We start from the raw sequence: 12,759 nt of genomic DNA on the forward strand, positions 1-12,759 counted from the left end.
GTTTCATCGGGAGGTCACGCGTTCAAGCCTTTCATTCCTTCGGCGCTGTAGCGCTGGCCCGCGGCGATCCCCGGCGGCAGAGCGGCGCCGATCGCGGCCACTTCCACCGGCGTCAGCGTCACGTCCACGGCGCCCAGGTTCTCGCGCAGGTACGTTTCGCGCTTCGTGCCGGGGATCGGAATCACGTGCTCGCCCTGGGCCAGCAGCCACGCAAGCGCCAGCTGGGCCGGCGTGCATCCTTTTTCCGCCGCCAGCGTCCGCACCGTGTCGGCGATCTTCATGTTCGCCTGCAGATTGTCCCCGGTGAAACGGGGATTGAAGCTGCGGAAGTCGTTCGGCGCCAGCGGCGTGGCCGCATCGAACTTCCCGGTCAGGAAGCCGCGGCCCAGCGGGCTGTAGGCGCAGAACGCCGTGCCAAGTTCCGCGCAGGCGTCCAGCAAGCCCTCTTCGGGGTCGCGCGTCCACAGCGAATACTCGCTCTGCACGGCGGCGATCGGGTGCACGGCGGCGGCGCGGCGCAGCGTGGCCGGCGTCACCTCGCACAGGCCGATGGCCCGCACCTTGCCTTCGCGGACCAGGTCGGCCAGCGTGCCGATGGTGTCCTCCAGCGCGGCGTTCGGGTCGAGGCGGTGCACGTAGTACAGGTCGATCGTGTCGGTGCCCAGGCGCACCAGCGAGCCCTCCACGGCGCTGCGGATGTAGGCGGGCGAATTGTCGATGCGCCGCTCGTACTTGCCCGGTTCGCGCACGATGCCGAACTTGGTGGCGATGCGCAGGCGGTCGCGCTTGCCCGCCAGGAAGCGGCCCAGCAGGCGTTCGTTGTCGCCGTTGCCGTACGATTCGGCCGTGTCGAACAGCGTGACGCCGGCTTCGAAGGCTGCCTCCAGCGTGCGCAGCGACTGCGCCTCGTCCGTGGCGCCGTAGAACTCCGACATGCCCATGCAGCCCAGGCCGAGGGCGGATACCTGCATGTCTGCGATCGTGCGGTATTTCATAGGGTCCTCCGTTGGTGTGGATGGAGAGATGATGGGCCTGCAGGAAGCCGGCGTCCGCAAGGCTTTTGCGGGGACTGTCGGGGTTTTGCTGTCGGGTGCCTCATTTGGCCTTGCGCCAGGCCGCCGCCGTGGTGGGCCGGGCCGAGTTGTGTTCCTTGTAGATCTTCCAGCCGGCCGGGGTGCAGCGCCACAGGATCGAGGTACGCGAGACCAGGTGCATCGGCTCTCCCTGCTTCGGCGTGACCTCGAACACGAATTCCAGCACGGAGTGGCTGTAGCCGGGGCCGACTGCCACCACATGGGGTTCCTCGGTGATCTTGTGATGCACGCTCCTGAACTTGGGCACAAGGCCGTACCACACCTTGCCGTAGTCGTCGGCCGTGGTGCGCACCCGCAGCTCGGGATCGAAGTCGTCGAACAGGCTCAGGTCCGTGCTGGTGAAGTCGTACCAGCGGCCCAGGTCCTTGCGGAAGTCGAATTCGGGGTCGCCCGCGGCGCGCTCCCAGCCCGTCATGATCCAGTCGCGGTGCAGGGCGGCGGGAGCATCGTTGCCCGTCGCCGGGCAATCGGTGCGCACTTCGGCGGCGAAGGCGGGGGCAAGCAGGCAGGCGGCGGCAAGCGCCATGGCGGATCGGATGGTTTTCATGGTGTCCTCCTTGATGTCGATGGGAATATCATCGGGCAAGGAAGCGATGGCGTCCGCCGCCGCGTTGCGCCGGCTGTCGGGATCTTGCTCCCGGGAGCCGGCGCGCACCTCAGATCACCGCGAGCAGGCCGCCGTCGACCTGCAGCGCGATGCCCGTCACGTAGCTGGACATGTCCGAACCCAGCCACACCACTGCATCGCCGATCTCCTCGGGCTTGCCGAGGCGGCGCAGCGGCGTGCGCTGGCGGAAGCCTTCGGCCGCGTCGGCGATGCCGGCCGCCGTGCGCAGCAGGTGCGTGTCGATCGTGCCCGGCGCCACCGCGTTGACGCGGATGCCGTCCGGCCCCAGCGCGTCGGCCAGCGACTTGGCCATCAGCACCACGCCGCCCTTGCTGGTGGAGTAGGCCACCGTCATGCCGGCACCCACGATGCCGCCCATGCTGGCCATCAGCACGATGCTGCCGGCCTTGCCGTTCGCCTTCATCTGGCGCGCGGCAGCCTGGGCCGAGAACAGCGTGCCGTCCAGGTTCACGGCCATCAGGCGGCGATAGCTTTCCTCGCTCACGTCGGCGCCGTCGTCGCGCGCCGTGATGCCGGCGTTGGCGACCATTACGTCCACGCCGCCGAACGGCGCGGCCGCCGCGACGAGCGCCTCGACGTCGGCCTTGCGGCTCACGTCGGCCTGCACGAAGCGGGTGGCCACGCCCAGCGCCTCGATCTCATGGGTGGTGGGCGTGCCCCCTTCGCGGGGCAGTTCGGCGATATCGGATACCAGCACGGCCTTCGCGCCGTGGCGGGCGGCCGAGATGGCGATGGCGCGGCCGATGCCGCTGGCGGCGCCGGTGACGATGACGACCTTGTCCTTCAACAGATTGCTCATGACATTCTCCTCGTGTGAGTTCAGGCGGCCGGGAACATGGCCGGCAGGGCGTTCAGTTGCTGCAGCAGCGAATACAGGTGGGCCACGCCCCAGTGCTCGGTGATGCGGCCGTCCTGCACGCGCATCACGTCGACCGTGTCGAATTGCACCTTGCGGCCCGTGGGCGCCAGGCCGAACAGGACGCCCTCGTGGGTGCCGTGGTAAGTCTTGTAGGTGGTCACGCGGTCGCCCTCGACGGATTGCCAGTGGATCACGGCGTGGAAATCCGGGAAGGCCTGGCGCAGCGCCGCGTACAGCGTGCGGGCGCCCGCCTTGTCGGGCGTGCCGCCGGGCTGCGGCGTGTGGTCGACGAAGTCGTCGGCGAACAGCTCGTCGAACAGGGCGAAATTGCCGCCGCCTTGCACTTCCTCGGTATTGCGGCGCACGACGGCCTTGGCGATGGCGCCGATATCGGTCTGGGTATTCATGTGGATGCTCCTTGCGGTGGATGGGCTCAGCCCAGTTTGACGAGATTGACGGCCGGCAGCACGCCGCCGGGGAATTGCTGCAGGGCGCCGCCCACTTCGAGGCTGCCCAGGTCGATGCCGGCGAAGCCCAGGCGTTCGATCAGGCCGGCCACCACGGCCTTGGCTTCGCGGTCGTCGCCGGACTGGAATACCACGCGGCGCCCGCCGCCTTCGCGCGGGTCGCTGGCCAGCACGGCGGCCAGCAGCGTGTTGAAGGCCTTCACCACGCGGGCGCCCGGCACGAAGTCGGCGAACACCTGGCTGGAATTGCGCCCGCCCAGTTCGGCCAGGCGGTAGCCCGGCAGCAGCACGGGGTTGTTGGCGTCGATGACGATGCGGCCGGTCCAGTCGATGCCGGCCAGCGCCTCCGGCAGGCGCCCCCAGTTCACGCTGACGAACACGATGTCGGCCCGCGCGGCCTGTTGCGGCGTGCCGGCGCTGGCCCGGGGCCCGAGGGCGTCGACGACGCCGGCCAGCGATGCCGGACCGCGGCTGTTGCTGAGGATGACGTCGATCCCGGCACGCACGAGCTGTTTCGCGATGGCCTGGCCGATGGCGCCGGCGCCGATGATGCCGACGGACTGGATGGTGGAACTGTTCATGGTGTTCTCCTTGGACTGGTTGGAGCGCGTTTCCTGCGCTGATGGGATCAGTGTAGAGAACCGCGCTGCCGTGATAAACGCCGTTAACACTGCTCCACTGTTCCCGGTTCGATGACAATCGGCCGGTCCGGCGGGGCGGCGCGCGCCAATGTGGTGCGCAGTGCCGCCGCTTCGCGCGCGGGGCTGCGGCCGAAGAAGCGCTTGAACTCGCGGCTGAACTGCGAGCAGCTTTCGTAGCCGACCAGGCGCGAGGCGCAGGCGGCGCTGACCCCGTCGCGCGCCATCAGCAGCCGCGCGTGGGCAAGGCGCGTGGACTTCAGGTATTGCATGGGCGTGGTCAGCGTGAGCGCCTTGAAATGGGCATGGAAGGCCGTGACGCTCATGCCGGCCTCGCTGGCCAGCGTGGGCACGTCGACGGGACGGTGGTAGTCGGCATGGATGCGGCGCAGCGCCTTGCCGATGCGGCCCACGTGGCGGTGCTGGCCCAGCGCGGCATGCACCGCCCAGCCCTGCGGACCGGCCAGCACGCGGTACAGCAGCTCGCGCACGATGCCCGGACCCAGCACGCGCGTGTCAGTGGGCGAGCGCAGCGCCTTGAGCAGGCGCAGCAGCGCATCGCCCGTCTCGTCGTCGAGGGCGGTCGGCCCGGCCCCGCCTTCGCCCGGCCCGGCGCCCGGCCGGCCGGCGGGCAGCATCAATGCCAGTTCGGCCGCCACCTTCAGGTCGATGTCGACCTGCACGGCCAGCGCCGCCATGGCGCAGCCGGGCGGCACCACGGTGAGCGCCGATGGCAGCACGAGGCATTGCAACGGCGGCCCGGCCGCTTGCGCGCCGGCGCCGTGCAGCCGGCCGATGACGATGGCCGGCTCGCGGCCGGGCAGGGCCGCCAGTTCGACGCCGCGCAGGAAGCGGATGCCGTCGAGCGCGCCGCGGACGGCGCCGGCGGCGGGGGCGCTGGCGTCGAGCAGTTCGGCGGCCCGCCGCGCGAGATCGGCATGCATGATGATTCCTCCATGGGTACGCCGCCAGTGTCGCCGCGAACGACGAATCGAGCCGTCGGGGTATTGCTCCCGGTATCGGCTCCTTGCTGCCGCGTTGCATGGATCGCGTGGGGGACGCTGCGCCGAATTGCAGGATCGGGCAAGCCGCCGGCGCAATCGGGCATTCCCAGCAGCCGGTGGCGCGCCGATACTGCGGGTGACGCGGCGGCGCCCATGGCGTGCCGGTCGTTTTCATCACTCACCACCCGGAGAATCGCAATGCCCAAAGTCCTCGTCCTGTACTACTCGTCGTATGGTCACATCGAACGGATGGCGCAAGCCGTCGCGGAAGGCGCCCGCGCGGAAGGGGCACAGGTCGATATCCGGCGCGTGCCGGAAACGGTGCCCCAGGAAGTGGCCGCCTCGGCGCACTTCAAGCTGGACCAGGATGCGCCCCTGGCCACGGTGGCCGAACTGGAACACTACGACGCGATCATCGTGGGCGCGCCCACGCGCTATGGCCGCATGCCGTCGCAGATGGCCGCGTTCCTCGACCAGACCGGCGGCCTGTGGGCGCGTGGCGCACTGAACGGCAAGGTCGGTGCTGCGTTCACCTCGACCGCCACGCAGCACGGCGGCCAGGAACAGACGCTGTTCTCGATCATCACCAACCTGCTGCACTTCGGCATGACCATCGTGGGCCTGCCATACAGCCACCAGGGCCAGATGGCGCTGGACGAGGTGGTGGGCGGCAGCCCGTACGGCGCCTCCACGATCGCCGGCGGCCAGGGCCAGCGGCAACCGAGCGAGATCGACCTGGCGGGCGCGCGCCACCAGGGCGGCCTCGTGGCGCAGACGGCGGCGAAGCTGTTCCCGCGCTGACGCGATTGTCCCTGCCGCGGGAACAGTGATGCCCGCGGCGGTGCATTTATCCACGCGTGGCGCCTGCCTATGATGGATGCATCGAAACCCAAGGAGCACATCATGGAACACGATTTTCACGGCAAGGTGGTACTGGTGACGGGCGCGGGATCCGGCATCGGCAGGGAAGCGGCGCTGCGCTTCGCGCAGGCCGGCGCGCTGGTCTACGCGGCGGACCTGAACGCGGCGGGCCTGGCCGCCACGGGCGAGCTGGCCCGCGAGGCCCGCACCGAAGTGCGCACCGCGCTGGCCAACGTGGCGCAGGAGCCCGACGTGGCGGCGCTGCTGGCGCGCATCGAGCGCGAGCAGGGCCGCCTCGACGCGGCCTTCAACAATGCCGGCATCACGGGCGGCACGCACCGCATCGAGGACTACCCGGCGGAGGATTTCGACCGCGTGGTGGGCGTCAACCTGCGCAGCGTCTTCCTCGGCATGAAGTATGAAATCCCGCTGCTGCTGCGCCAGGGCGGCACCATCGTGAACACGGCGTCCGTCGCCGCGATTACGGGCCCGGCCGGCATGAGCGCCTACGCCGCCTCGAAGCATGGCGTGCAGGGGCTGACGCGCGTGGCGGCGATGGAGAACGCGGCGCGCGGCGTGCGCGTGAACGCGATCGCGCCCGGCTGGACCGAAACGCCGATGGTGGTGGCGAACAGCGCGCAGAATCCCGCCTTCGCGGCCCTGGCCGCGCGCGCCATCCCGGCCAAACGGGGCGCGCATCCCGGCGAGATCGCCGACGCGGCCCTGTGGCTTTCGTCACCGGCGTCCAGCTATGTGCACGGGCAACTGCTCGTCATCGACGGCGGCATGACGATCGGCGGCTTCGAGCTGTAAAGGTCCGGGGCAGCGAACCGCGCTTACGCCGGGGTGCCCGGGAAGTGCGTGGCCACGAACAGCGCCACGGCCAATGGCGAAGCTGGTCGCCAACGGCCAGCCGGCCGCGTTGATCATGCGGGCGTTCGATGGCCCGCTGGCGATCAGGGCTGGCTGATGCGCTTCGCCGCCTCGCGCACGAGCGCATCGATGCTGGCCAGGTCCACCGGCTTGGTCAGATGGGCGTCCAGCCCCGCCGCGCGCGAACGCTGCCGGTCCCATTCCGTGCCCCAGCCGGTGACGGCGACCAGCATCGCGTCGGCCATGCCGTCGAGGCGGCGCAGCGCCATGGCCACGTCATGGCCGCTCTGGTCGGGAAGGCCGATATCGAGGAACACGACCTGCGGGCTCACGCGTCCCGCGAGCGCCAGGGCCGAGGCGCCGTCGTGCGCCACGTGCACGGCGTGGCCGCGCATCTCGAGCAGCGCGGCAAGCATTTGCGCCGCATCGACGTTGTCGTCCACGACCAGCACGCGCAGCGCTTCCCCATCCATGCCGGCGACGAAGGCGGCCGAGGGCGCGGGCGCCGTCCTGGCCTCGGGCGCGTCCAGCGGCAGCGTCACGGTGAAGCGGCTGCCGTGCCCGGCGCCGGCGCTGACCACGGCCACCGTGCCGCCGTGCAGCTCCACCAGCCGTTTCACGAGGTTCAGTCCCACGCCCAGGCCACCCTGCGCCAGGCCGCTGTGCTGCCGGACCTGGGCGTACATGTCGAAGATGACGGCCAGCATGCCGGGGTCGATGCCCACGCCGGTGTCGGTCACCGAGAGCGCGATCGCGCCGGGCTGCACCGCGGCGGCCACGTCGATGCGCCCGTTCGGCGGCGTGTACTTGGCGGCGTTATTGATCAGGTTGCTGAGCACCTGGGCGATGCGGTGGCGGTCCACGTGCAGCGTCACCTCTTTCCGGGGCAGGTGCACGGCGAGGCGGTGCCGGCCCGCTTGCACCTGCGGGGCGCTGATCTCGAGCGCTTCCTCCAGCACGTCGGCCAGCGGCACGGCTTCGCGGCGCAGCTCCACCTTGCCCTCCGACAGGCGCGCCATGTCCAGCAGATCGTCGACGAGGCGCACCATGTGCGTGACCTGCCGGAGCATCATGCCCTCGACGCGGGCCGCATCGAAGCCGGCGGGGCGGGCGCGCATCAGTTCCAGGCCGGTGCGGATGGGGGCCAGCGGATTGCGCAACTCATGCGCCAGCGTGACCAGGAATTCGCTCTGCATGCGGTTCTTGTTCGCCAGCTCGTCGGCCAGCCGCTGCAATTCCTGCTCGGCGCGTGCGCGGTCGTGCACGTCCACCACCGTGCCCACGAAGCCGGCCGGCTCGCCCGCCTCGTCATAGCGGGGCAGGGCCGCATCGGTGAACCAGCGCCAGGCGCCGTCGTGGCGGCGCAGCCGGTAGTCGAAGGAAAACGGCACTTGGTTCACGTTGGCCTCGAGGAAGGTATCGCGCGCACGGCCGAGGTCTTCCGGGTGCACGTTCTCCAGCCACCCCATGCCCAGGTCCTGCTCCGGCGCACGGCCCGTGTATTCGTACCAGCGGCGGCTCAGGTAGGTGCACTGGCCATCCGGATCGGTCGTCCACAGCATTACGGGCGCCATGTCGACCAGCGAACGGAAATAGGTTTCGCGCTGCGCCAGCGCCTCGTGGCGCTGCCTGCGCTCGCGCGCCTGGTCGAGCTGGCGCCGCACGCGGACCAGCAGCTCGGCGGCGGCGAACGGCTTGACCAGGTAATCGTCGGCGCCGGCCTGCAGGCCTTCGACCTTCGCTTCCTCGCCGGCCCGGGCCGACAGCAGGATCACCGGCAGGCGGCGCAGCCCTTCGTCGGCGCGAATGCGCGCGAGCAGGCCGAAGCCGTCGAGCCGCGGCATCATCACGTCGCTCAGCAGCAGGTCGGGTGGATCGCGCGCGAGGAGCGTCAGCGCCGTTTCGCCGTCGGCGCACACGCTCACCTCGGCGTGCGGGGCTAGCAGCGACTTCAGGTAGGCGCGCATGTCGTTGTTGTCGTCGGCGATCAGGATGCGTGGCAGCGGCCCGCCCGCCGGCACGGGCGCGCCGGCCGCGTAGGTTGGCTTCTCCGGTTCGTCGGGCAACCAGCGCAACGCTTCCTCGACGAACGAGGCTGCGCCCATGCCGCCGCTCGCATCCCCGGCGCTCTCGGCTTCCACGTGTTCCTCCGGCAGGTGCGCATGGCCGAACGGAATGTCCACGTCGAAGCGCGTGCCTGCACCCAGCTTGCTCTGCACCGAGATCGTGCCGCCGTGCAGGCGCACCAGCTCCTGGATCAGCGCCAGGCCGATGCCGGTGCCTTCGTAGGTGCGGCCCGGCGTGCCCTCGATGCGGTGGAAGCGCTCGAACACGCGCGGCAGCTCGCTTTCCGGAATGCCGCTGCCGGTGTCCACCACCGACAGCCGCGCCATGCCCGCGTGGCGGCGCAGCGTGACGGTTACGCCGCCTTGCAGCGTGAACTTGAACGCGTTCGACAGCAGGTTGAAGACGATCTTTTCCCACATGTCGCGGTCCACGTAGACGGGGGCGCCCAGCGCTTCCAGCTCCAGGCGGTATGACAGGCCGCCTTTTTCCATGGCCGATTCGAACACGCCGGCCAGGTCGGTGGTCAGTGCCGCCAGGTCGACGGGTACGTAGGTGGCCACCACGCGGCCCGCTTCGATGCGCGAGAAGTCGAGCAGCGAGTTCACGAGCTTGAGCAGGCGCAGCGAGTTGCGGTGCGTGACGTCGATGCGCCGGCGCTGGCCGGGCGAGAGGGGATCGTTTTCATCGCGCAGCGCGTCGGCGAGCGGGCCCAGGATCAAGGTGAGCGGCGTGCGGAATTCGTGCGACACATTGGAGAAGAATGCCGTCTTGGCGCGGTCGATCTGCGCCAGTTCCTCGGCGCGGCGCTGTTCCTTCTCATAGGCGAGCACGTTGCCGACGGCCGTGTTCACGGTGGCACCCAGCAGCTCGTAGAAATGCAGGTAATCGGCATCGAGCGCCCGCGCCGCGCTCACGCCGGCCACCAGGAAGCCGTACAGGCCGGCCTGGCCGGGCACCGTGATCGGCAGCACCATGGCCGTATCCGGCGCGGCCTCGTACGGCCCGCAGGGCACGGTGCCGAACCGCGCGCGCAAGCCGTCGATCCGCTGCGGCGCGCGGGTATCGGAGGCGCGCGCGAACGGCCACGGGGCATCGGCCATGTCCGTCACCGCGGGCGCCAGGCGGGGATGGGCGTCCAGCCCCGCGCCGCCGCGCAACAGCAGCTTGCCGCTGCCCGCGTCGATCTGATACAGCAGAGCGAACGGCAGGTCGAGGGCGATGCCGGGGTGTTGCGCCGCGATGTCGTGGGCGATGTCGGCGATCGTGCGCGCATCCGTGATCGCCGCGTTCAGGTCGCGCAGCGCCTGGGTGCGGCGCGCGTTCAGCACCGCCGACGTGGTTTCCGTGATCGGGTGGAAGATGCCGCCCACTTCGCCCGTTTCGTCGCGGATCGGCGAGAACGAGAACGTCATGAACGCCTCTTCCAGGTAGCCGACGCGGTCGAGGAACATGCGCTGGTCGCGAATGTACACGCCTTCGCCCCGATGGGCACGGTCGAACGCGTCGCCCACCACGGGGAGGGCGCTGGCCCACACTTCCTTGAACGCGCCGCCCATCGCGCGCGGATGCAGGTCGCCGCAGATGGGACGATACGCGTCGTTGTAGATCTGGATATCGTCCGGTCCCCACGCGACGAGGATCGGGAACGTCGACGACAGGCACAGGCTGACCGACGTGCGCAGGCTCTGCGGCCAGGTGTCGAGCGGACCGAGCGGGGTCTTCGACCAATCCATGGATCGGATGAGGGCCCCCATCTCGCCGCCGCCGGCAAGCCAGCTGAGGTCGTGCGCGGCGGAAGTGGTGGGAGCTGGCGAAGGGCGCATAAAGTTCTTTACGGAAGGTAAAAAGGACGATCGTACTGATCGTCAACATTTTATGCCAGCGAGGTCATAGCATGCCACAAGTGGCGGCCTGCCGTGCGCGCCAGCCACGGTAGCGCTGGCCTACAATCGGGTTTTGACCATTGGGGAGATCCATGACCGCAGCGTCAAGCACCGTGGAGCAGGGCATCGTCGCCGCCGGCGTCGGCCGCTTCCAGTACCGCCTGTTCGTGATCTTCGGACTGGTATGGATGGCCGATGCGATGCAGGTGCTGTCGATCGGCTTTTCCGCGCCGTCGATCGCGAAGACCTTCGGCATCGCTCTGCCGCAGGCGCTGCAGAGCGGTACCTACTTCTTCGTGGGCATGCTGGTGGGCGCCTTCGCGTTCGGCCGCCTGGCGGACCGCATCGGCCGGCGCCCCGTGCTGATGGCCGCCGTGCTCGTCGATGCCTGCTGCGGCGTGGCCTCGGCCTTCGCCCCGGACTTCACCTGGCTGCTGGCGCTGCGCTTCCTCACGGGTATCGGCGTGGGCGGCACGCTGCCGGTCGACTACACGATGATGGCGGAATTCCTGCCCAGCGACCGGCGCGGGCGCTGGCTCGTGTGGCTCGAATCGTTCTGGGCGGTGGGCACGATCCTGCTGGCGATCCTGGCGCTCGTAGCCGCGAACTGGGGCGACGACGCCTGGCGGGTGATCTTCCTCGTGACGGGCATTCCCGCGCTGGTGGGCGTGGTGTTGCGCATGTCGATCCCCGAATCGCCCATGTACCTCAATCGCAGCGGCAACCCGGAAGGGGCGCGCAGGGTGCTCGAGCGCGTGGCCGCGGCCAACGGCAGCAAGGGCCCGATCCCGCCGCTACTGCCGGACAGCTCCGCGCGCCATTCGATCTTCGCGCTGTTTTCCGCGCAGTTGCGCCGCCGCAGCATCGCCCTGTTCATCGCCTGGGGCCTGGTCTCGATCGCCTACTATGGCGTGTTCGTCTACCTGCCCGTGAAGCTGGCCGCCGAAGGGTTTGCCTTCATGCGCGGCCAGGAATTCCTGATCCTGCTGGCGCTGGTGCAGCTGCCCGGCTTCGCGCTGTCCGCCTATGGCGTGGAGCGCTGGGGCAGGAAACCCACCCTGGTGGGCTTCCTGCTGCTCTCCGCCGCAGGCTGCATGGCCTACAGCCTGGGCAGCGCGGCGGCTGTGGTGGTGGCCTCGACCCTCCTGATGAGTTTTGCGCTGCTGGGCACCTGGGGCGCGCTGTACGCGTTCACGCCCGAGGTCTACCCGACCGACCTGCGCGCCAGCGGCATGGGCACGGCAGGCGCAGTCGCCCGCTTCGGCGGCCTGTTCGCCCCCAGCATCGTGGCGCCCGTGATGGCCACGCACTTCACCGGCGCACTGGCCATGCTGGCCGCCTTCCTCGTGGCCGGCGCGGTGGCCATCCTGTGCGTGGACCTGGAGTCGCGCCACCGGGTGCTGGAGTGAGCGGGGGCGGGGCTCTTCAGCGTCGTGCCAGCACGTCCGGCGTGAAGCGCGCCACGCAGAAGTCGACGAAGCTGCGCACCTTCGGCGTCAGCTTGCGGTCGCGCTGGAACATCAGGTTCAGCGGCGAGGCGGCGGGCACGTAGTCGGGCAATACCTCGACCAGGCGGCCGTCGCGCAGCGCGTCGCGCACCAGCTCCAGCGATTGCAGCATGATGCCCAGGCCGGCCAGCGCGGCACAGAGCAGCGGTTCGCTCTGGTTCGTCATCAGCCGCCCCGAAACCGGCACGGTTTCCTCGCCTTCGGGCCCGTTGAAGGTCCAGTGCGTGCGCAGCTGGGCGTGCAGGAAGCCGAGGCACTCGTGCGCCTGCAGGTCGCGCGGGTGCCGTATCGGCGGGTGGGCGGCCAGGTAAGCCGGCGCCGCGCACAGCACCAGCGGATAAGGGCCCAGCGTGCGCGATACCAGGGAGCTGTCGGCCAGCCGGCCCACGCGGAACACCACGTCGTGGCCTTCGTCGACGATGTCGACGAGCTGGTTCGTGAGCGTCAGTTCCACGCTCACCTGCGGGTGGGCGCGCAGGTAGTCGGGCAACGCGGGCGCCAGCAGGCGCGCGCCGAACGTGACCGGCGCGTTCACGCGCAGGCGGCCGCTCGGCTTGCCGTGCGCCTCGGCGGCCATGCGCTCCGTTTCCTCCAGCTCGGAAAGGATGATGCGGGCGCGCTCGTAGAACGCCTTGCCGAAATCGGTCAGGCTCTGGCGCCGCGTGGTGCGGTTCAGGAGCCGCACGTCGAGGTGCCGTTCCAGGCCCTGCACCTGCTTGCCGACCAGCTGGGCGGAAATGCCGAGCGTGTTGGCGGCGGCGGCGAAAGACCCTTCCTCGACAACGCGCACGAAGGTGCGCATGGGGGAGATCACATCCATTGCAAACAAAAAGTTGGGAATGAATCGCCATCCTACCCATTTTTCGGGGGCCCGGCT

The 12,759-nt window shown here is 69.8% G+C and carries 11 protein-coding genes; 3 read left to right on the forward strand and 8 right to left on the reverse strand.

Translation table 11 applies throughout. From position 1 onward, the window contains the following. Window positions 1-14: 14 nt before the first annotated feature. From V6Z91_RS17535 to V6Z91_RS17560, 6 genes are all read right to left on the reverse strand, one after another. Window positions 15-995 (reverse strand): aldo/keto reductase, encoded by a 981-nt coding sequence (locus tag V6Z91_RS17535; protein WP_338759029.1) that lies wholly within the window; start codon window positions 993-995, stop codon window positions 15-17. Between the two features lie 100 nt (window positions 996-1,095). Then, complete coding sequence (locus V6Z91_RS17540; protein ID WP_338759030.1) at window positions 1,096-1,641, reverse strand: hypothetical protein; 546 nt, start codon at window positions 1,639-1,641, stop codon at window positions 1,096-1,098. Between the two features lie 109 nt (window positions 1,642-1,750). Next, window positions 1,751-2,521: an SDR family oxidoreductase gene (locus V6Z91_RS17545; RefSeq protein WP_338759031.1), complete on the reverse strand. Its 771-nt coding sequence runs from the start codon at window positions 2,519-2,521 to the stop codon at window positions 1,751-1,753. A gap of 20 nt (window positions 2,522-2,541) precedes the next feature. Next, complete coding sequence (locus tag V6Z91_RS17550) at window positions 2,542-2,988, reverse strand: ester cyclase (RefSeq protein WP_338759032.1); 447 nt, start codon at window positions 2,986-2,988, stop codon at window positions 2,542-2,544. Window positions 2,989-3,014: 26 nt separating this feature from the next. Continuing rightward, window positions 3,015-3,629 carry an NADPH-dependent F420 reductase gene (locus tag V6Z91_RS17555; RefSeq protein ID WP_338759033.1) on the reverse strand — a complete coding sequence of 205 codons (615 nt, stop codon included), beginning with the start codon at window positions 3,627-3,629 and terminating at the stop codon, window positions 3,015-3,017. Window positions 3,630-3,712: 83 nt separating this feature from the next. Then, complete coding sequence (locus V6Z91_RS17560) at window positions 3,713-4,630, reverse strand: helix-turn-helix domain-containing protein (RefSeq protein WP_338759035.1); 918 nt, start codon at window positions 4,628-4,630, stop codon at window positions 3,713-3,715. Window positions 4,631-4,888: 258 nt separating this feature from the next. On the opposite strand from V6Z91_RS17560, the gene wrbA reads away from it, so the two are divergent. Continuing rightward, window positions 4,889-5,491, forward strand: a complete 603-nt coding sequence (gene wrbA, locus V6Z91_RS17565) for an NAD(P)H:quinone oxidoreductase (protein WP_338759037.1) — start codon at window positions 4,889-4,891, stop codon at window positions 5,489-5,491. Between the two features lie 102 nt (window positions 5,492-5,593). Next, entirely contained in the window at window positions 5,594-6,364 is a 771-nt protein-coding gene (locus tag V6Z91_RS17570) for an SDR family NAD(P)-dependent oxidoreductase (protein ID WP_338759038.1), read from the forward strand. A 143-nt stretch (window positions 6,365-6,507) separates the two neighbouring features. On the opposite strand, the gene V6Z91_RS17575 is transcribed toward V6Z91_RS17570, so the two are convergent. Next, window positions 6,508-10,314, reverse strand: a complete 3,807-nt coding sequence (locus V6Z91_RS17575) for an ATP-binding protein (protein ID WP_338759039.1) — start codon at window positions 10,312-10,314, stop codon at window positions 6,508-6,510. 152 nt (window positions 10,315-10,466) lie between these two features. On the opposite strand from V6Z91_RS17575, the gene V6Z91_RS17580 reads away from it, so the two are divergent. Next, window positions 10,467-11,783, forward strand: coding sequence for an MFS transporter (locus tag V6Z91_RS17580; RefSeq protein WP_338759040.1), 1,317 nt, complete (start codon window positions 10,467-10,469; stop codon window positions 11,781-11,783). A gap of 16 nt (window positions 11,784-11,799) precedes the next feature. On the opposite strand, the gene V6Z91_RS17585 is transcribed toward V6Z91_RS17580, so the two are convergent. Further along, on the reverse strand, window positions 11,800-12,702 hold the full coding sequence (locus tag V6Z91_RS17585) for a LysR family transcriptional regulator (protein WP_338759041.1): 903 nt from the start codon (window positions 12,700-12,702) through the stop codon (window positions 11,800-11,802). Window positions 12,703-12,759: the final 57 nt, after the last annotated feature.

Source organism: Massilia sp. METH4 (assembly GCF_037094685.1).
Lineage (GTDB): Bacteria > Pseudomonadota > Gammaproteobacteria > Burkholderiales > Burkholderiaceae_D > Rugamonas.